We start from the raw sequence: 18,142 nt of genomic DNA, 5'->3' as shown, positions 1-18,142 counted from the left end.
GAACACTTTGTGACCCCAGTTCTTGCCTCTGTTCGGTTTTCCGTGCTCGATCGGTCCCGTGTCCGAGAAGGGCATGATGCGGCCGAAGCCCTCCGCGACACCGTGCGGCTGGCCCAAGCTGTCGAGGAACTCGGCTATCACCGGTTCTGGGTGGCCGAGCATCATGGGGTGCCCGGTGTTGCCGGTTCCGCGCCCACCGTGCTGGCCGCTGCCGTTGCCGCGGCCACTCGTCGCATCCATGTCGGCACCGGCGGTGTCATGCTGCCGAACCACCGTCCCCTGGTCGTCGCCGAGCAGTTCGGGGTTCTCGAAGCCCTCTTTCCCGGGCGGATCGACATGGGGCTCGGGCGGTCCGTCGGGTTCACGGACGGGGTGCGCAGGGCGCTGGGGCGGGGCAAGGACGATGCCGATGACTTCGCGGGGCAGCTCGACGAACTGCTCGGGTGGTTCCGGGGGACCTCGCCCACCGGGGTGCACGCACGGCCGCCCGAAGGGCTCGCCGTACCCCCGTTCGTCCTCGCCATGGGTGAGGGCGCGGGCGTCGCCGCGCGGGCCGGGCTGCCCATGGTGATCGGGGATCTCCGGAACCGGGAGAAGATGCGGCGGGGCATCGACCGCTATCGCGCCGAGTTCCGCCCCTCCCCCTGGGCCGAGGAGCCGTATGTGGTCATCTCCGGGACGGTCGCGGTCGCCGGTACGCCGGAGTCGGCCCGTCGCGTCCTTCTCCCCGAAGCCTGGGCCATGGCGTACTCGCGTACGCACGGCACCTTCCCGCCGCTCTCCCCTGCCGAGGAGGTCGAGCGGCGGGTGATGTCGGACAGGGAGCGCGGGTTCTATGAGGGCGGGCTCGTGGGGCAGGTGTACGGCACCGAGGAGCGGGTGGCGTACGAGCTGGAGTCGGTGGTCAAGGAGACGGGTGCCCAGGAGGTCCTGGTCACGACGAGTACGTACGACCGAGCGGCACTGCTGGACTCCTACGCACGACTGGCACGAGTCGCCGGCCTCGGCTGATCCCGACCGGGGCGCACGCACCCCGGTGGGGGCCGGTGTGTCCGGGAGCCGTACGCGGGACCAGGTCGAGGGCGTCGGTCACGCCTGCCTCGGCGGCCTTGGCCAGGGTTTTCCGGTCGGGTGCGCTGCCCGGTGCGAGGGCGGGGCGTAGCTCGACCTCGGCCACGAGGCCGCGTGCCGTGACCACCCGCCACACCGAGCCGAGCAGGGAGTCGTCGCCGATGAAGGCGGGTGTGGTGCTGGTCCCGCCGCCGTCGAGGAGGCGGTAGCGGACGCGGACGGGCTGTACGGGGACGTTCGCGTCGAGGGCGGCCTGGAAGGCGGCCCGCCGGAAGTGGCCCTGGGCGCGGCCGCACCAGGTGCTGCCCTCGGGGAAGACGGTGACGGCGGCGCCCTCGCGCAGGGCGTCGGCGATACGGGCGACCATGTCGGGCAGGGTGCGGATGCGGTCGCGGTCGATGAACAGGGCCCCGCTGTGGGCGGTCAGCCGGCCGGCCACGGGCCACTGGCGGATCTCCGCCTTGGCGAGCATCCGGGCCGGGCGTACGGCGGCGAGCAGGGGGATGTCCAGCCAGGAGACGTGGTTGGCGACGAGCAGCAGCCCGCCGGTGGGCGCGGCCTCACCGGAGATCCGTACGCGGACTCCGGCGGCCCGCGCGATCCACCGGCTCCAGCGCCTGACCGCCTCCGCCGGGATGCCGCGCCAGAGGACGCTGAGCAGGAGCCCGGCGACGATCAGGGTGACCACGGTGGCCAGCCGCAGCACCGCGCGGGGAGCGGCGGCGAGGGACGCCCTGGTCTCCACGCAGGACTGCGGGGTGCACGGCGCGCTGGGCAGCCAGGCGCTCATCGGTTCAGGCCGCCGGTACGAGCGAGAGGAAGTGCCGCAGATAGCGCGGGTTGACCCGGCGCATCGACAGCAGCACATACATGTCGGCGACGCCGAAGTCCGGGTCGTGCGCGGGCTCGCCGCAGACCCAGGCGCCGAGGCGGAGGTATCCGCGCAGCAGCGGCGGGAGTTCGGTACGGCCCTCGGGGGCGTCGCCCTTCGGCAGCCAGGGCAGCAGCGGGCGTACCCGGTACTCCTCCGGGGCGAGGTTCTTGGCGCGTACGCGGTCCCAGGTGGCGGCGGCGAGGGTGCCGCCGTCGGCGAGCGGGATGGAGCAGCAGCCGGTGAGCCACTCGTGGCCGCCCTGGACCATGTAGCGGGCGATGCCGGCCCAGATCAGGCTGATGACGGTGCCGTCGCGGTGGTCGGGGTGGACGCAGGAGCGGCCGACCTCCACCATCGAGGGGCGGAGCGCGTCGAGGGGGCCGAGGTCGAACTCGCCCTCCGAGTACAGCCGTCCGGCGACCGCGGCGCGCTCGGGCGGCAGCAGCCGGTAGGTGCCGACGACCTGTCCGGTGAGCGTGTCCCGGACGAGCAGGTGGTCGCAGTAGGCGTCGAAGGAGTCGACGTCAAGCCCCGGCTGCGGCGACGCCAGCAGGGCGCCCATCTCACCGGCGAACACATCGTGCCGCAGCCGCTGCGCGGCACGGACGTCCTCCTCGCTGCGGGCGAGGGTGACGGTGTAGCGGGTGGGGGCGACGGGCTGCGGCGGGCTGTCGAGCGTGGAGGCGGTCATGGCATCTCCTGGTCACGGGCCGACTCGGCGGCATCAGGGGCGGACCTGGGGACGTGCGATCCGCCGACCCTTTTTTTCCGACGCCGGCTGACAACCGGGTGACCACCGCGCGGAGAGCGGATGTGGGAATGCTGAATGCCAGGATCGCCTAAAAGCGAAACGGGGCCGGGATTTGAGCACCACTCCCGACCCCGCTCGTCCGCACGTTTCGGCGAACGTCTATTATTTTTCAGCTGGCTTCCACTGCAGCGCCCCGAAAGGGGCGCGGGGCTGTGACATATGCGGCTGCGCCGCGTGGGCGCGAGCAACCACGATCAACCCGCGCCCCGGAAACAACAGGCACCCCTACGGCGCTACCGCTTATTCTTCCGAACAGCCCGCAGCCACTCTTTGTTCATATTCGTAATGGACACCAATGGAATGCCCTTCGGGCAAGCGGTAGCGCACTCCCCCGTCAACGTGCACCCCCCGAACCCTTCCTCGTCCATCCGCTCGACCATGTCCAACACCCGCGTCTCCCTCTCGGGCGCCCCCTGAGGCAACACGTTCAAGTGATTGACCTTGGCCGACGTGAACAACATCGCCGCCCCGTTGGGACAAGCGGCCACACACGCCCCGCACCCAATACACTCCGCGTGCTCGAACGCGAGGTCCGCGTCCCGCTTCGGCACAGCCGTCGCATGCGCCTCCGGCGCGGCCCCCGTCGGCGCCGTGATGTACCCACCGGCCTGAATGATCCGGTCGAACGCGGACCGGTCGACGACCAGATCCTTTACCACCGGGAACGCCGACGCCCTCCACGGCTCCACATCGATCGTGTCGCCGTCCGAGAAGGACCGCATGTGCAGCTGACAGGTGGTCGTCCGCTCCGGCCCGTGCGCATCGCCGTTGATGACCAGCGAGCAGGCCCCGCAGATGCCCTCCCGGCAGTCGTGGTCGAAGGCGACGGGGTCCTCGCCTCGCAGGATGAGGTCCTCGTTGAGCGTGTCGAGCATCTCCAGGAAGGACATGTCGGGCGAGATGTCGTCCACCTCGTACGTGGACATGGCGCCGTCGGCGTCGGCGTTGCGTTGCCGCCAGACGCGCAGGGTGAGCCTCATGCGTAGCTCCGCTGGGTGGGGTGGACGTACTCGAAGACGAGGTCTTCCTTGTGCAGGACGGGAGCAGAGCCCGTACTTGTGAACTCCCAGGCGGCGGCGTACGAGAACTCCTCGTCGCGGCGCTCGGCCTCGCCGTCCGCCGTCTGGGACTCCTCGCGGAAGTGCCCGCCGCAGGACTCGGCGCGGTGGAGTGCGTCGAGGCACATCAGCTCGGCCAGCTCCAGATAGTCGACGATCCGGTTGGCCTTCTCCAGGGACTGGTTGAACTCCTCGCCGGTCCCCGGCACCTTGATGCGCCGCCAGAACTCCTCACGGATCTGCGGAATCCGCTCCAGCGCCTTGCGCAGCCCGGCATCGGTGCGCGCCATGCCGCAGAACTCCCACATCAGCTCGCCGACCTCGCGGTGGAAGGAGTCGGGCGTGCGGTCGCCGTCGACGGCGAGGAGCAGATTGATCCGGTCCTCGGTCTCGGCCAACGCCTCCTGCACGGCGGGGTGTTCGCGGCCGATCTCGTCCTGCCTGGGGTGCCGGGCGAGGTAGTCGTTGATGGTGGCCGGGAGGACGAAGTAGCCGTCGGCGAGGCCCTGCATCAGCGCGGAGGCGCCGAGCCGGTTGGCGCCGTGGTCGGAGAAGTTGGCCTCGCCGATCGCGAACAGGCCGGGGACGGTGGTCTGGAGGTCGTAGTCGACCCACAGCCCGCCCATCGTGTAGTGCACGGCGGGGTAGATCCGCATCGGCACCTCGTACGGATCTTCGTCGGTGATCCGCTGGTACATGTCGAAGAGGTTGCCGTACTTGGCCTCGACGGCTTTCCGTCCCATGCGTTTGATGGCGTCGGCGAAGTCCAGGTACACGCCCTGCCCGCCGGGTCCGACGCCCCGCCCCTCGTCGCAGACGTTCTTCGCGGCGCGGGAGGCGATGTCGCGCGGGACCAGGTTGCCGAAGGACGGATAGATGCGCTCCAGGTAGTAGTCGCGCTCGTCCTCGGGGATCTTGTTCGCGGGCCGGGTGTCGCCCTTTGCCTTCGGCACCCAGATACGGCCGTCGTTGCGCAGCGACTCGCTCATCAGCGTCAGCTTGGACTGGTGGTCGCCGGTGCGCGGGATGCAGGTGGGGTGGATCTGGGTGAAGCACGGGTTCGCGAACAGCGCGCCCCGCCGATGCGCCCGCCATACGGCCGTGGCGTTGGAGTTCATGGCGTTGGTCGACAGATAGAAGACGTTGCCGTAGCCGCCGCTCGCCAGGACCACGGCGTCCGCGAAGTAGGTGTCGATCCTGCCGGTGATCAGGTCCCTGGCCACGATCCCGCGTGCCCGCCCGTCGACGACGATCAGGTCGAGCATCTCGGTGCGCGGATGCATCTCCACGTTCCCGGCGGCGATCTGCCTGCTCAGGGCCTGGTAGGCGCCCAGCAGCAGTTGCTGACCCGTCTGGCCCCGGGCGTAGAACGTCCGCGACACCTGCACGCCGCCGAACGACCGGGTGTCCAGGAGCCCGCCGTATTCCCGTGCGAACGGCACGCCTTGCGCGACGCACTGGTCGATGATCTCGACCGAGATCTGCGCGAGCCGATGGACGTTCGACTCCCGCGCCCGGAAGTCACCGCCCTTGACGGTGTCGTAGAACAACCGATGGACGGAATCCCCGTCGTTGCGGTAGTTCTTCGCGGCGTTGATGCCGCCCTGCGCGGCGATGGAGTGGGCGCGGCGCGGTGAGTCCTGGTAGCAGAACTGGACGACGTGGTAGCCCTGTTCGGCGAGCGTGGCGCCGGCGGAGCCGCCGGCGAGGCCGGTGCCGACGACGATCACGGTGTGCTTGCGGCGGTTGGCGGGGTTGACCAGCTTGGCCTCGAAGCGGCGGGTGTCCCAGCGCTCGTTGATCGGGCCCCCCGGCGCCTTGCCGTCGACGACGGGTTCGCCGGTCGTGTAGTCGGTGTAGGTCATCGTCAGCTCACCACTCCGGTCATGACGGCGACGGGTACGGAGATGAAGCCCACGGTCAGGACGAACGCGAGGACGTTCGCGGTGGTCTTCAGGGCTCGGTCGCGGGTGCGGCTGCCGGCGCCGAGGGTCTGGGCCGCGCTCCAGAAGCCGTGCCGGATGTGCAGACCGAGCGCGAGCATCGCGACGAGGTAGATGGCGTTGCCGTACCAGGTGGAGAAGGTGTCGATGACGTTCTGGTACGGATGGCCGGACTGGAAGCCGTTCGGGTGGACGGTGCCGGTGGTCAGGTCGAGGATGTGCCAGACGATGAACAGGCCGAGGATGACGCCGCCCCACCGCATGGTGCGGGTCGCGTAGCTGGCGCGCGGCTTCTTGTGGACGTACTTGGTGGGCCGGGCCTTGATGTCGCGGCGGCTGAGCTGATAGGCGGCGGTGGCGTGGGCGACGACCGCGGCCACGAGGACGACGCGGATGATCCACAGCGCCCACTCGTAGTGCAGGAAGGGCTCGCCGAGGGTGCGCAGCCAGTGGGCGTAGCCGTTGAACTCGTCCGAGCCGAAGAAGATCTTGAGGTTGCCGAGCATATGGACGACCAGATAGCCCAGCATGATCAGACCGCTGACGGCCATGACCGTCTTCTTGCCGAGGGAGCTGTCCCACACCGAGCGCGCCATGGACGGTTTTCGTTCCGCCCGTTCCGCGCGTTCCGTCCGCGTTGCCAGAGCCATGGAACAAGACGCTAGGACCGACCCACCCCATCGGTCCAAGACATGAAACAGCTGGATTCGATAGCGGGAAACTATCGTCCTATCGTGGAGGGATGCAGTTCCAGCAGCTCCAGTACTTCGTCGCGGTGGCCGAGACCAGGCACTTCACCCGCGCCGCCGAGCGGGTGCATGTGGCCCAGCCCTCGCTGTCGCAGCAGATCAAGGCGCTGGAGCGGGAGTTGGGGGCGGATCTGTTCCTGCGGGCGCGCGGCAACATCACCCTCACCGACGCCGGCGAGGCACTGCTGCCGCTGGCCCGCCGCATCCTGGCCGACACGGACACCGCCCGGTACGAGGTCCAGGAGCTGGTGCAGCTGCGCCGGGGCCGGGTGCGGCTGGGCGCGACCCCGAGCCTGTGCACCGGTCTGCTCCCCGATGTCCTGCGGGCCTTCCACGACCGCTATCCCGGCATCAAGCTGCTGATCGAGGAGGGCGGCTCCCACGACCTCGTACGCCAGCTCGCCCGTGGCGCCCTCGACCTGGCCCTGGTCGTCCTCCCCCTCCCCACCCCCTCCCCCGCCCTCACCACGGTCGAGCTGCTGCGCGAGGACCTGGTGGTGGTCTCCTCCCCGGACGCGCCCCATCCCGGCAACGGCCGCCGTACCGTCCGCGTCGCCGACCTGGAGGGCGAGCGCCTGGTGATGTTCCGGCACGGCTACGACCTGCGCGAACTCACCGTCGCCGCCTGCCGCTCCGCAGGGTTCGAGCCGGACTTCGCGGTGGAGGGCGGCGAGATGGACGCGGTCCTGGGCTTTGTACGGGCGGGCCTGGGCGTCGCCGTGGTCCCCCGCATGGTCGCCGCCCGCACCGGCCGCGGCCTGCGCGTCACCCCGCTGGCCCGCCCCGGCCTCCACCGCACCATCGCCCTGGCCCACCGCAGCGACGTGGCTCCACCTCGGGCCGCGAGGGAGTTGCAGCGGATGTTGGTGGAGCGGTGAGCCGACTGGTCGGTGGCGGGGGGACGTCGGGCGGGGGGCGCCCGGCGGTCGGGCGGCACCCGGCGGTCAGGTGGCCTTCAAGCGCCGGTCAGCCCTCGGCGGCCGGCCTGAGTACCTCCTCGCACCAGCGGCGGAACGTGGTGGGCGCGAGGCCGGGGGTCGGCAGTTGGTCGGCGCCGTAGAAGCCCTGGTCGTTCTGGGCGGTCACCATGTCGACGTACTCGTCCACCCATCCTTCGGTCGCGCCGGAGAGCAGCAGGCCCTCCCGCAGCCGGTCGACAGGGACGAACTCGGCGCGTACGGGCCTGCCGAGCACCTCGGCGAGGACATCGGCCATGCCCTCGGGGGTGAGGGCGTCCGGGCTGATGATCGGCACATCCGCCTGCCCGGTCCAGGAGTCGTCGAGCAGCAGCCGGGCGGCCTCGGCGCCGATGTCGCGCGTGGCGCAGAGCCGTATGACCCGGTCCAGCACATACGGGGTGGCGAACACACCCGTGTCGCGGACGGCGGGCAGTTGGCGGAGCGTGTTCTCCATCAGGGCGGGCGGGCACAGCGCCCGGTAGGGGACGCCCGTGGCCGCGATCCGGTCGTCCGCGGCGAGGCCGGCGGAGATCATCCCGGCGTCGCGTGCGATCCCCCGGCCCAGGGTGGAGACGCCGACCACCCGCAGCGGGCCGCGCGCCTCGACGACCTCGCACAGCGACGCGGTGAAGCCCTGGAAGTACGTCTCGGCGCTCTCGGCAGTCGGGTCCGGCGGGACCAGCCAGAACACCCGGCCGGCGCCCTCGCACGCCTCCTTCAGCACGGCGGGGTCGGCATGCGACCCGGGGACGGCCTCCACCCGGTCGCGCACCTCGGGCGCGAGCCTCGCGGGGTCCCGGGCGATCACCCGCACCGGAGGGGCCTTTGGCTCATCGAGAAGACGGGCGACGACCTCACGTCCGATCTGCCCGGTGGGAGTGGTGACCACGATCATGAACTGCTCCTGGAACAAAGGGTGTTGTGAACACCGTCGAGCCTGCAGCCCTTCGCCGCCGGACTGAAGGTCCGCCCGGATCACGCTTGTTACCCTCAGCGCAACACCGATCGGAGGGCACGCCGTGGAGTCCCGTCCCTTACGTTGTTTCGTCGCCGTAGCGGAGGAGCTGAACTTCACCCGCGCCGCCGAGCGGCTGGGCATCTCGACCCCGCCGCTGTCCCGGACGATCCAACGGCTGGAGTCGGAGTTGGGGGCGACCCTCTTCGAGCGGACCACCCACAGCGTGACGCTCACCCCGGCGGGCGAGGCCCTGCTGACGGAGGCCCGGTTCGCCCTGGACGCGCTGGACGCCGCCGTGGTGCGGGCCCGACGGGCGGCGGCCGACCCGAAGCTGGTCCTGGCGGTGAAGGCGGACGGCGACGCGGGCCTGTTGGAGCCGATCCTCACGCGATACGCGACCGAGACGCGGTCTGCGGCCGGGACAGGGCGCACGACCGAGGCACGGTACGCGGCCGAGGCGCGACACACGGCGGCCGAGGCGGCGGTGCCGGTCGCCGTCCGGCTCTGCGCCTGGCAGGAACAACCCCTCCTGCTACGCCGCGGCGAGGCCGATGTCGCCCTCGTCCACGAGCCGTACGACCGGACCGGCCTCGACGCGGAACCGCTGGTCGTGGAGGAGCGCGTCGCGGCCCTCGCGGCCGGCCATCGGCTGGCGGGCCGCTCCCGGCTGTCCCTGGACGACCTGGGGCTGAGCCCCGGCGAGGCGCACCGGCACATCGAGCGGACCCGCGACCGGGGCAAGGACCTCGCCCAACTCCTCACCCTCGTCGGCCTGGGCGAGGTGATCCCCCTGTTCCCGGCGTCGGTCGCGGTGCGCTACCCCCGCCCCGGCGTGGTGTACCGCCCGGTCGTGGACGCCCCGCCCGCGACGCTGACGGTCGTCTGGCCCCAGCAGTCCCGCTCCCGGGCGGTCGCGGCCCTGGTCCGCGCGGCCGTTGCGGTGGCGGAGGAACACCGGGAGCGCGCGACGGGCTGACCCGTCGAGCGCTCCGGCCGTACTCAGGACCGTCGAGCGCTCCGGCCGTGCTCAGGACCGGTGGGCGCTCCCGCCGAACTCAGCCCGTCGCGTCCACCAGCGCCAACTGGTGCAGTCGCTCCGGTGGCCCCGGGCGGGCGTAGTACCAGCCCTGGGCGGTGTCGCAGCCCAACACTCTCAACTGCTCGGCCTGGGCGCCCGTTTCGACGCCCTCCACGGTGACCGTGAGATCGAGGCCGTGGGCGAGGGAGACGATCCCCTCGACGATCTTCAGGTCGACGGGGTCGGCCGGGAACCGCTGCATGCTCTGAGTGAAGGACCGGTCCAACTTCAGTACGCGGACCGGCAGTCGGCGCAGATTGGCGAGGTTGGAGTAGCCGGTGCCGAAGTCGTCGAGGGCGATGTCGACGCCCATCTCGGAGAGTCTGCGCAAAGGTTTGAGCAGATCGTCGTCGGCGCCGATCAGCGCGGACTCGGTCACTTCCAGACAGAGGGCGTCCGGGTCCAGTCCCTCCCGCTCCAGGATGTCCACCGTGTCCTGGACCAGACCGGGATGGGTGAGCTGGCACGGCGAGAGGTTGACGTTGACGCGGAAGGGCCCGGCGCCGGTGCCGCCGTGTCGTTCCTGCCAGTGGCGGGCCTGGCGCACCGACTGCTCCAGGACCCAGCGGCCGAGCGGCACGATCAGCCCGGTGCGCTCGGCGAGCGGGATGAACCGGTCGGGGCCGAGGACACCGTGCTGGGGGTGCAGCCAGCGGACCAGGGCCTCGGCGCCGCGCACGGTGCCGTCGCCGAGGTGGACCAGCGGCTGGTACTCGATGAAGAACTCGCCCCGGTCCAGCGCGGCCGGCAGCGCGGTGGTCAGTCCATGGCGGGTGATGGCGCGGGCGTCGGCCTCGGCGTCGGCGACCTCGTAGCGGTTGCCTCCGGCCGACTTGGCCCGGTACATCGTGATGTCGGCGCTGCGCAGCACCTCCGCCGGGCCGCGCTCGCCCGCCGGGCCCTCGACGATGCCGATGCTCCCGCGGACCAGCAGTTCCCGGCCCTCGATACGGACGGGGGTGACGAGCGCGCTCATGATGCGGTCGGCGAGTTCGTCGACCTCGCGTTCGGTGTCGGTGCCGGTGGTGAGGGCCACGAACTCGTCGCCGCCGAGCCGGGCGACCATCTCGCCGGGGGCGGTGGCGCAGGACTGCAGCCGGTCGGCGACCTCGACGAGGAGACGGTCACCGGCCGCGTGGCCGAGGCTGTCGTTGATGGTCTTGAAGCCGTCGAGGTCGAGATAGCAGAGTCCGAAACGCTGGCCCTCGCCCGCCGCGAGGGCCTTCTCCAGGCGCTCGAAGAACAGGGTGCGGTTGGGCAGTCCGGTGAGGGCGTCGTGCGTGGCCTCGTAGCGGAGGCGGAGGTTGAGCAGCCGGCGCTCGGTGGTGTCCTCCATGAGGGCCAGCTGGTACTGCGGATTGCCGTCCGCGTCACGCAGCAGGGACATCGTGAGGTTGGTCCACAGGACCGTTCCGTCGGGCCGGTGGAACGCCTTCTCGGTGTGGTAGTGCTCGCGCTCGCCGCGGACCAGCTCGTCGTAGAGGCGCCACACCTGGGGCGCGTCCTCGGGATGTTTCCACTCGGGCACACGGCGGGTGCGCATCCCCTGCTCGGTGACGCCGAACATCCGCTGCAACGCGCCGTTGACCTGGAGGACGTTGCCGTCGAGGTCGGCGATGCCGATGCCTATCGCGGCGCCTTCGAACACCGCGCGGAAGCGGGCCTCGGTGGCGTGCAGCGCGCGGGCCACCGCGCCCTGGGCCTCCAGCGCCGCGCGGGCGATGGCCTCCTGCTCGGTGAGGGTGCGCTGTCTGAGCGCCTCGGCGTATCCGGCGGCCATCGCCGACTGCAGCCGGGCGGCGCGGGCCCGCAGATCCTCCTGGGGGCCGTCGCCGCCGCAGTAGAGGACCAGGTAGGCGTCGACGCAGTCCAGGGTCTGGCTGAGGGCCTCGGGTTCGGTGCAGTGCGCGTCGACGAGGGCGGCACCGACGGCCCTGCCCTCCGCCGCGTCGTACGTCCTGGCCCGCAGCGCCTCGCTCAGACGGCGGGCGAGCGGCAGGAGTTGTACCTCGAACTCGGGGCGGGTCAGCGACGTGGACGTGGCGGGGAAGACCGCTCGGCTCCAGATCGTCGCGAACCGGCGCAGTCTGTCCTCCGGCCCGTCCGGCTCCGCCCTCACGCTTTGGTCCCCACGCCGGCGAACCCCGAGAAGGCGTACGGGTCCTCGTCCTCGGGAGCCGTGTCGGGCCGCCACTTCGCCATCGGCACCAGTCCGGGTTCCACCATGTCGTACCCCTCGAAGAACCGTGCGATCTCGTCGGATGAGCGCATGATCAGCGGATTGCGAATGTTCCGGTACACGTCCACCGCGCCCTCGGCCCGCTCCTGGGACAGCGGAATGCCCTCGTAGGAGGCGTGTGTGACGACGAGCATGCTTCCGGGCGCGAGCGCGTCGCGCAGCTCGGCCACCGCTCCGTACGGGTCGTCCATGTCCTCCACGAAGTGCAGTATGGCAACCAGGAGCAGGGCCACCGGCCGGTTCAGGTCGATCATCTGCTCGACCCGGGGGTCGGTGAGGATGTCCCGGGGCTTGCGCAGATCGGCCGCGACGACGTCGGCGTCGGCGTTGTCGGCGAGAACGGCCTGGCTGTGGGCCACGGCGACCGGGTCGTGGTCGACGTAGACGACCCGTGCGCCGGGTCCGGCCTCCTGGGCGACTTCGTGCACGTTTCCGAAGGTGGGGATTCCGGAGCCGATGTCCAGGAACTGGGTGATGCCCGAGTCGACGGCGTGGCGCACCGCGCGGCGCATGAAGGCCCGGTTGGCCTGCATGATCTTGGGCAGGCCCGGCATGAACTCCATGGCTTTGCGGGCCGCTTCGCGGTCGACCTCGAAGTTGTGCGATCCGCCCAGGTAGTAGTCGTACATGCGGGCCACGGACGGCATCGAGATGTCGATGCTCCGGGGAGCCCAGGCGGGGCGCTCCATACAGTGTCTCCAACACGTCGGGGGTGGCGCAGGCGATCCGGTGTTCGAGCCGAGGCTACTGATCGTCCGCCAACGGAGCGAGTAAAAACGGAAATTGACCGTCCGTTCAACGTCGCCGCCGTGGGCACATGCCCAACCGTCGCCCCGACCATGCGGGTTCGCACCCGTGCGACGCCACCGGCCCGTTCCCGCCGTTCGCCGCGCCCCCCGTGCGGTCACGCGCCGGGGACGCCAAGTGACCCGCCCCCTCCGTGCGGTGCGGAGGGGGCGGGTCCGGATCGGCCGCGCTGTTGTGGTGCGTCCGGCACTCTTCTGCTCGTCCACTCCCTTCCGCGTCCGGTGGTGTATGACTGGCGAGGCGATCTACCCTGGGGAAGGTGATCCTTACTCCTGCGCGCCGATCGGCTCTCCGTCGCCGTTGATGACGAACCAGGTACCGCCCACACCCTGGCCCTTGGTGTCACCGGGGGCCTTGTCGCTGGCGAAGGTGTACAGCGGGATGCAGTTGATGGTCTGCTGCTTGATGCCGTCGGGACGGTCGAAGACCGTGTAGCCCTTCAGCAGGATGCCCTCGGTGTCGTTCTTGTCGACCGGGGCGACGACCGGCCACTTGTCGAGGCAGTCGCCGACGCACTTGGTGGACATCGGCCACTGGGTGTCCTTCATGAACCGGTAGACGGTCATGCCGTTCTTGTCGACGACGATCTCGCCGAGTTCCGGGTCGTTGCGGGTGGTCAGACCGGCCTGCTCGACGGCCTCGCCGCCACCGGACTCCTCGGTGCCGCCGGAGCCGCCCTTGGTGGAGGCCTTCTTGCCGTCGGGGGCCGAGGCGTACCAGGTGCCGTTGACGGCCTGGCCCTTGATGTCGCCGGCCTTGGTGTCCTTGGCGTAGTAGTACAGCGGCCAGCCGCCGACCGTCAGCTGCTTGGTGCCGTCGGGGCGGGTGACCTCGCCGAGCAGGGCCTTGTCGACGCCCTCGGCGGCGGTGGCGCCCGAGGCGGGGACCGGCGGCCAGGTGGCGGCGCAGTCGCCCTCGCAGGTCGTCTTCGGCGGCTCGGCGGTGTCCTTGTCGAAGCGGTAGAGGGTACGGCCCGCGCTGTCGGTGAGCACCTTGCCGTACTCGTCGCTGTTCCACACGGTGAGCTGGCCCGCGGAGGCCGCCGTGGTGGACTGGGCCTGGCCGCCCTGCGCGCTGGACCCGGAGCCGACCGAACCGACGCCGGCGATGGTGCCGGTGCCCAGTGTCGGGGTCGAGGCGGCGCCCACGTTCTGGGAGGACGTGGACCCCGATTCCTGACCGCACGCCGTCGCCAGCACCATGACAGCCGCGGCTGAGGCTACGAGTGAGGCGCTCCGCCAGGAGGTGTTCATTCCAACTCCCCGTCAATCCTTGGGTGTTGCAGCGCCCTACTGCGCCGCTCGCTGGCCCTAGGTACGGGCGGGGGTGGCCGATGTGTTCAACGGAGAAGAAATTTCTTTCCGAACTCTGTGACATCGATCGTGGCGGCGCCCTCGTGAGAGCCGTGATCGACTCGAAAGCGGGGTCAGCACGAGGCCCTCCCGCTCAAACCTTCAGGGCCCGCTTTTCCCTCGTTTGGAGCAATCTGTACGTCCACTCGCGTACGCGGGCGCGCGAGCACCGATGATCTCCGACGTGCAAGGACCCCAGCGGACCAGATCCGCACTCGCCCTGCGACTGTCGGCCCTGCTCGCACTGACCTGGCTCCTCACCGGTGTGCCGAGCGGCACGGCGGTCGCCCATGCCTGCGCGTACGCCTCGACCGGCCCGGACGCCGGCGGGTCGGTCGCCGTGGCGATCGGGGGCACCGAAACGTGCGAACCGGAGCCACCGCCTCCCCCACCCACCCCGACCTGCCCGCCGGAGCCGTCACCCACCCCGACTCCTCCGCCGAGGCCCAAGCCGCCGTCACCGAGCCCCGATCCCGCTCCCGACCCCCCGCCCACCCCGAAACCGAAGCCGACGCCACCGCCGCCCGCCCCGGTACCGCCGCCTCCGCCCCCGCCGGCCCCACCGCCGGTCGCCGAGGTGCCGCCGCCCGCCCCGGCCCCGAAGCCCACGCCCAAGCCCACACCCACGCCGAGACCGACCCCCGAGGCGTCGCCGACCCCGGTGAGCTATCCGCCGTACCGGGCCTCGGCCCGGCCGCGCGCCAAGCGCTCCGGACCGTCCATGGTCTCGCTCGCCCTGCTCGTCACCGTGCCCGCGCTGTTCGCCGCCGCCGCACTGCGTCCGCGCTGACCCCTGGAGGAACCTCTTGTCGGAATGGCTTGTTCTCACCCTCGCGATGGGGGCGGCGTGTCTCGTCGTCCTCGTCGTGGCCGCAGTGCGGCACCACGCCGCGTCCGCGGACGAGGACCCGTCCGAGACCCCGGACGTCATCGAGTACATCACCATGATGATCGGCGTGGTGTACGCCATCGTCCTGGGCCTGGCCATCGCCGGAGTGTGGGAGGCCCGCAGCGTCGCCCAGGACCACGTCCAGGCCGAGGCACAGGCGCTGCACGAGATCCACGAGCGGGTGCGGGTGTACCCGGCGGACGTCCGTGACCGTATCCGCGGCGACATCGACACCTATGTCGACCATGTGGTGACCACCGAGTGGAAGGCGATGTCCGACAAGGGCGAGATGACGGAGAAGGGCTCGAAGCTGCTGCAGCGGGTGCGTGAGGACGTCACCGACTACGAGCCGAAGAGCGACTTCGAGGCCCAGGCCTATCAGCCGCTGCTCGACCAGATGGCCGCCGCCGACGCCGCGCGCAACGCCCGCGCCGACTCCACGGGCGAGACCCTGCCCGGCGTGGTGTGGTTCGGTCTGATCGCCGGTGCCGTGGTGACCGTGGGCATGGTCTTCGCCCTGCAGATCCGGCGTACGCCGCGCGAGCTGATCCTGGCCGGTCTGTTCTCGGCCCTCATCGCCTTCCTGCTGTTCCTCGTCTGGGACTTCGACTCGCCCTACAGCCGGGGGCTCAGCGCCACGGCGGAGCCGTTCGTGGCGATGTTCCCGAAGGCCGGGGGGTGACGGGCACTCCGGGGCCGGCACACACCTGGGGATGACGAAGCCTCAGGCCCGGCCCCACGGCCGCGACGCCACGGCCTTTCGCCCCGGTACCCGTCAGGGTCCGGGGCGAAAGGCCGTGGGGGTGTGCGAGGGGTGGTCCGTGCTCCGAAGGGGGGCGGGCTCAGATCCTGTTCTCCGCGCGGCGGCGCATCCAGAACACGCCACCGCCGATGGCCGCGGCGGCCACCAGCCCGCCGCCGATGGCGATGTCGGTAGGCGTGGCCCCGCTGGCGCTGCTGCCGCCGAGACCGCCGCGCACACCGCCGACGACGGTGAAGACGTCCCGGAACGTCGTGTCCGTGCCCTCGCAACGAGTGATGACGCGGTGCGCCCCGGTGCTGGCATTGGAGTTGACCCGCACCGTCGCGGTGGCGTTCCTGCCGTCGATGGACCTGAGCCGGGTCTCGGGGAAGGCATCCGATCTGATCGTGCTGCCGCTCGCGGCGCACGCGTCGCCGCCGGTGACGGTGAGCACGAGCTGTCCGCCGGCGGCGATGACGTTGGGCTGGGCCGTCACCGAGGTCGGCTGGTCCCAGGCGGCGGCCGTCGGGGCGGCGAGGCCGACCAGGGCGACCGCGGCGGCCGAGGCGGCCAGGGCACGAGATGTACGCATGTGATCCTCCGCGGAAGACGCCCCGGGACCCGTCCCCGGTCGATCGGCGAGAAAGCGCCTCCCGGAAAAACCCTCAGTTGCCGTGCGCGGGGCCGCATTTCGGCGCTGGTCCGTCCTGGTGAGCCGATACGCCGGGATATCTCCGCATGATCGGAATCACCGCAGGTCACGGACCGTCAGAAATTTCCTGCGGCGGGCGACTCGGATGGCGCATGACTCCACTGCGCCGCCACCCGTTCGTACCTCAATCATCGCCGTGGCGGTGCGGCGCGCTTAGCGTTTGCCGTATGCGCGAATGACGCGGCGACGGCCGTGTCGAGAGGGGATGGCGAATGTTCTCGTCGGAGGTGGTCGAGGCCGAGGAGGAGGCACGGCGCAGAAAGCGCGCGCCGTGGGGCGTGATAGCGCTGGTTCTGCTCACCGGTCTCGCTCTGATCCGCAATGGCTCCGGGGAATTCGACGTGGGTCCGCCGCAGCCGGCTCAGGCCGCTGCCGCCGACACCCGCAGCGCGCCCCACGGCACCTTCACCAACGTTCCCGATCCGCTGCCGTACGCGATGGTCGATCGGGTGCGTATCCCCTCGATCCAGGTCGACGCCCCGGTGGTGCCGGTCGGTCTGGACGCGGCGGGCTGGGTGGACGCGCCCCCGGCCCAGGACCCCAACCTCGCGGGCTGGTTCACGGGCGCGGTCGCCCCCGGTGAGAAGGGCACGGCCGTGATGGTGGGCCATGTCGACAACCAGCAGGGGCCCGCGGTGTTCTACGGGCTCGGGGCGCTGAAGAAGGGCAGCAGGGTCGAGATCGATCGCGGGGACGCGAAGACCGCCGTGTTCGAGATCTACGGCATCGAGGTCTTCGCGAAGAACAACTTCCCCGGGGACCGTGTCTATGGGAACAGCGGAATTCCCGAACTGCGGGTCATCACCTGCGGGGGCGGTTTCTCCCAGCAGAACGGCTACGACGGCAATGTCGTCGTCTTCGCCCGCCTGGTCGAGGTGCGCTGAGCGCTTCCCGACCGGGCGGGCGAAAGCCCGTCCGGCTCCTCAGGCGTATTTCCGCTGGGGCACGGTGATCCGATAGCCGGAGTCGAGGAGTTCGGGAAGGTATTCGCGCAGCGCTTTCACGCTCTGGGAGCGGTCGCCGCCCGCGTCGTGGGAGAGCACGATGGCACCGGGTTCGGCGCCCTTCTCCACCCGCTCGGCGATGGTGGCCGCTCCCGGGGAGCGCCAGTCGAGCGTGTCCACGGTCCAGGCGAGCGGTTCCATGCCGAGTTCGGCGCCGAACTGGAAGACGGTCCGGTTCCAGGCCCCGTAGGGCGCGCGGAACCACAGCGGCGGCTCCCCGTGCGCCTTCTCGATGATCTCGCTGGTACGGGCCATCTCCGCGTGGATACGGGACCGCGAAAGGCTCGGCAGCAGCGGATGGGACCAGGTGTGATTGCCGACGACATGGCCGTCGTCCGCCATCACCCGCAGCAGGTCCTGGTGCTGGACCGCCATCTCACCGCACACGAAGAACATGGCCCGGACATCGCGCTTGCGCAGGATGCGCAGGACCTCCGGGGTGTATCGCGGGTCGGGGCCGTCGTCGAAGGTCAGCACCATGTCCCGCCCATGCGCGGCCAGCCGCAGGAACGGCTCGCGGCGGACGGCGGGCCGGACGACGGTACGGCGGCGGGGCGCCCCGTAACCGGCGATGGGCTGCAGGCGGTAGGTGGAGGGCTTGAGCGCCCGGCGGGCGCCCGGACCGGCCGCCGGGGTGCCCCTGGTCGCGGAGGCGCCGGGCCCGTCACCGGTGAGCAGACTGGCGGTGCCCGCGACACCGGCGGCGCCCAGCAGGGCTCCGCCTCCGATCAACAGACGCCGTCGTGTGAAGATCTGATCCATCGTCATGACTCATGAGTCGACCGGTACGGGGGCGACGCACCACTACGACACCGATGCGGCGGTATGAATACACCCGTGGGGAGCAATTTTCCGCGCCCCACCCACCCGCCCGGCGTACGCCGGAGCCCGCGCTC

Annotated in this window: 17 protein-coding genes; 6 read left to right on the top strand and 11 right to left on the bottom strand. The window is 70.9% G+C overall.

Annotated features, from left to right (window positions below; genetic code table 11):
- Nucleotides 1-9 precede the first annotated feature (9 nt).
- Entirely contained in the window at nucleotides 10-1,011 is a 1,002-nt protein-coding gene (locus ACWD4G_RS35980; protein ID WP_451301141.1) for an LLM class flavin-dependent oxidoreductase, read from the top strand.
- Here ACWD4G_RS35980 and ACWD4G_RS35975 read toward each other — a convergent pair.
- From ACWD4G_RS35975 to ACWD4G_RS35955, 5 genes are all read right to left on the bottom strand, one after another.
- Nucleotides 935-1,861, bottom strand: coding sequence for a lysophospholipid acyltransferase family protein (locus ACWD4G_RS35975; RefSeq protein WP_451301139.1), 927 nt, complete (start codon nucleotides 1,859-1,861; stop codon nucleotides 935-937). The two genes, ACWD4G_RS35980 and ACWD4G_RS35975, sit on opposite strands and share 77 nt — an antisense overlap.
- A gap of 4 nt (nucleotides 1,862-1,865) precedes the next feature.
- Nucleotides 1,866-2,636 (bottom strand): GNAT family N-acetyltransferase, encoded by a 771-nt coding sequence (locus ACWD4G_RS35970; RefSeq protein ID WP_451301137.1) that lies wholly within the window; start codon nucleotides 2,634-2,636, stop codon nucleotides 1,866-1,868.
- 353 nt (nucleotides 2,637-2,989) lie between these two features.
- Nucleotides 2,990-3,736, bottom strand: coding sequence for a succinate dehydrogenase/fumarate reductase iron-sulfur subunit (locus ACWD4G_RS35965; RefSeq protein WP_451301135.1), 747 nt, complete (start codon nucleotides 3,734-3,736; stop codon nucleotides 2,990-2,992).
- Complete coding sequence (locus ACWD4G_RS35960) at nucleotides 3,733-5,679, bottom strand: fumarate reductase/succinate dehydrogenase flavoprotein subunit (protein ID WP_451301133.1); 1,947 nt, start codon at nucleotides 5,677-5,679, stop codon at nucleotides 3,733-3,735. The genes ACWD4G_RS35965 and ACWD4G_RS35960 overlap by 4 nt, the downstream gene beginning before the upstream one ends.
- Before the next feature lie 2 nt (nucleotides 5,680-5,681).
- The gene (locus ACWD4G_RS35955; protein ID WP_451301189.1) at nucleotides 5,682-6,353 is read right to left on the bottom strand and encodes a succinate dehydrogenase; all 672 of its coding nucleotides are present in this window, start codon (nucleotides 6,351-6,353) and stop codon (nucleotides 5,682-5,684) included.
- A gap of 146 nt (nucleotides 6,354-6,499) precedes the next feature.
- Between ACWD4G_RS35955 and ACWD4G_RS35950 the strand changes: the two genes are divergently transcribed.
- The gene (locus tag ACWD4G_RS35950) at nucleotides 6,500-7,384 is read left to right on the top strand and encodes a LysR family transcriptional regulator (RefSeq protein WP_451301131.1); all 885 of its coding nucleotides are present in this window, start codon (nucleotides 6,500-6,502) and stop codon (nucleotides 7,382-7,384) included.
- A gap of 88 nt (nucleotides 7,385-7,472) precedes the next feature.
- Here the strand turns inward: ACWD4G_RS35950 and ACWD4G_RS35945 are convergent, their stop codons facing one another.
- Nucleotides 7,473-8,360 (bottom strand): NAD(P)H-binding protein, encoded by an 888-nt coding sequence (locus ACWD4G_RS35945; RefSeq protein WP_451301129.1) that lies wholly within the window; start codon nucleotides 8,358-8,360, stop codon nucleotides 7,473-7,475.
- Nucleotides 8,361-8,484: 124 nt separating this feature from the next.
- Between ACWD4G_RS35945 and ACWD4G_RS35940 the strand changes: the two genes are divergently transcribed.
- Nucleotides 8,485-9,399 (top strand): LysR family transcriptional regulator, encoded by a 915-nt coding sequence (locus ACWD4G_RS35940; RefSeq protein WP_451301127.1) that lies wholly within the window; start codon nucleotides 8,485-8,487, stop codon nucleotides 9,397-9,399.
- A gap of 79 nt (nucleotides 9,400-9,478) precedes the next feature.
- Here ACWD4G_RS35940 and ACWD4G_RS35935 read toward each other — a convergent pair whose 3' ends face one another.
- The 3 genes from ACWD4G_RS35935 to ACWD4G_RS35925 form a co-directional block, all read right to left on the bottom strand.
- A complete protein-coding gene (locus ACWD4G_RS35935) occupies nucleotides 9,479-11,620 on the bottom strand; it encodes a putative bifunctional diguanylate cyclase/phosphodiesterase (RefSeq protein WP_451301125.1) in 2,142 nt (713 codons plus the stop codon).
- A complete protein-coding gene (locus tag ACWD4G_RS35930) occupies nucleotides 11,617-12,429 on the bottom strand; it encodes an SAM-dependent methyltransferase (RefSeq protein ID WP_451301123.1) in 813 nt (270 codons plus the stop codon). The genes ACWD4G_RS35935 and ACWD4G_RS35930 overlap by 4 nt, the downstream gene beginning before the upstream one ends.
- A 384-nt stretch (nucleotides 12,430-12,813) precedes the next feature.
- Nucleotides 12,814-13,800 carry an SCO0930 family lipoprotein gene (locus ACWD4G_RS35925; protein ID WP_451301121.1) on the bottom strand — a complete coding sequence of 329 codons (987 nt, stop codon included), beginning with the start codon at nucleotides 13,798-13,800 and terminating at the stop codon, nucleotides 12,814-12,816.
- Between the two features lie 283 nt (nucleotides 13,801-14,083).
- Between ACWD4G_RS35925 and ACWD4G_RS35920 the strand changes: the two genes are divergently transcribed.
- The gene (locus ACWD4G_RS35920) at nucleotides 14,084-14,689 is read left to right on the top strand and encodes a hypothetical protein (protein ID WP_451301119.1); all 606 of its coding nucleotides are present in this window, start codon (nucleotides 14,084-14,086) and stop codon (nucleotides 14,687-14,689) included.
- 16 nt (nucleotides 14,690-14,705) lie between these two features.
- The gene (locus ACWD4G_RS35915; RefSeq protein ID WP_451301117.1) at nucleotides 14,706-15,470 is read left to right on the top strand and encodes a bestrophin-like domain; all 765 of its coding nucleotides are present in this window, start codon (nucleotides 14,706-14,708) and stop codon (nucleotides 15,468-15,470) included.
- A gap of 160 nt (nucleotides 15,471-15,630) precedes the next feature.
- On the opposite strand, the gene ACWD4G_RS35910 is transcribed toward ACWD4G_RS35915, so the two are convergent.
- The gene (locus tag ACWD4G_RS35910) at nucleotides 15,631-16,122 is read right to left on the bottom strand and encodes a hypothetical protein (RefSeq protein WP_451301115.1); all 492 of its coding nucleotides are present in this window, start codon (nucleotides 16,120-16,122) and stop codon (nucleotides 15,631-15,633) included.
- Between the two features lie 332 nt (nucleotides 16,123-16,454).
- On the opposite strand from ACWD4G_RS35910, the gene ACWD4G_RS35905 reads away from it, so the two are divergent.
- Nucleotides 16,455-17,126, top strand: a complete 672-nt coding sequence (locus ACWD4G_RS35905; protein ID WP_451301113.1) for a class F sortase — start codon at nucleotides 16,455-16,457, stop codon at nucleotides 17,124-17,126.
- 39 nt (nucleotides 17,127-17,165) lie between these two features.
- Here the strand turns inward: ACWD4G_RS35905 and ACWD4G_RS35900 are convergent, their stop codons facing one another.
- The gene (locus ACWD4G_RS35900; RefSeq protein WP_451301111.1) at nucleotides 17,166-18,014 is read right to left on the bottom strand and encodes a polysaccharide deacetylase family protein; all 849 of its coding nucleotides are present in this window, start codon (nucleotides 18,012-18,014) and stop codon (nucleotides 17,166-17,168) included.
- Nucleotides 18,015-18,142 lie beyond the last annotated feature (128 nt).

The sequence above is a fragment of the Streptomyces sp. NPDC002643 genome, from assembly GCF_053592555.1.
This window is presented reverse-complemented; position numbering and strand designations above follow the sequence as displayed.

Excerpts from the sequence above, each read along its gene's own strand:
- ACWD4G_RS35975 (WP_451301139.1), bottom strand. The coding sequence starts at position 1,861 with ATGAGCGCCTGGCTGCCCAGCGCGCCGTGCACCCCGCAGTCCTGCGTG.
- ACWD4G_RS35970 (WP_451301137.1), bottom strand. The coding sequence starts at position 2,636 with ATGACCGCCTCCACGCTCGACAGCCCGCCGCAGCCCGTCGCCCCCACC.
- ACWD4G_RS35965 (WP_451301135.1), bottom strand. The coding sequence starts at position 3,736 with ATGAGGCTCACCCTGCGCGTCTGGCGGCAACGCAACGCCGACGCCGAC.
- ACWD4G_RS35960 (WP_451301133.1), bottom strand. The coding sequence starts at position 5,679 with ATGACCTACACCGACTACACGACCGGCGAACCCGTCGTCGACGGCAAG.
- ACWD4G_RS35955 (WP_451301189.1), bottom strand. The coding sequence starts at position 6,353 with ATGGCGCGCTCGGTGTGGGACAGCTCCCTCGGCAAGAAGACGGTCATG.
- ACWD4G_RS35950 (WP_451301131.1), top strand. The coding sequence starts at position 6,500 with ATGCAGTTCCAGCAGCTCCAGTACTTCGTCGCGGTGGCCGAGACCAGG.
- ACWD4G_RS35945 (WP_451301129.1), bottom strand. The coding sequence starts at position 8,360 with ATGATCGTGGTCACCACTCCCACCGGGCAGATCGGACGTGAGGTCGTC.
- ACWD4G_RS35930 (WP_451301123.1), bottom strand. The coding sequence starts at position 12,429 with ATGGAGCGCCCCGCCTGGGCTCCCCGGAGCATCGACATCTCGATGCCG.
- ACWD4G_RS35925 (WP_451301121.1), bottom strand. The coding sequence starts at position 13,800 with ATGAACACCTCCTGGCGGAGCGCCTCACTCGTAGCCTCAGCCGCGGCT.
- ACWD4G_RS35910 (WP_451301115.1), bottom strand. The coding sequence starts at position 16,122 with ATGCGTACATCTCGTGCCCTGGCCGCCTCGGCCGCCGCGGTCGCCCTG.
- ACWD4G_RS35905 (WP_451301113.1), top strand. The coding sequence starts at position 16,455 with ATGTTCTCGTCGGAGGTGGTCGAGGCCGAGGAGGAGGCACGGCGCAGA.
- ACWD4G_RS35900 (WP_451301111.1), bottom strand. The coding sequence starts at position 18,014 with ATGACGATGGATCAGATCTTCACACGACGGCGTCTGTTGATCGGAGGC.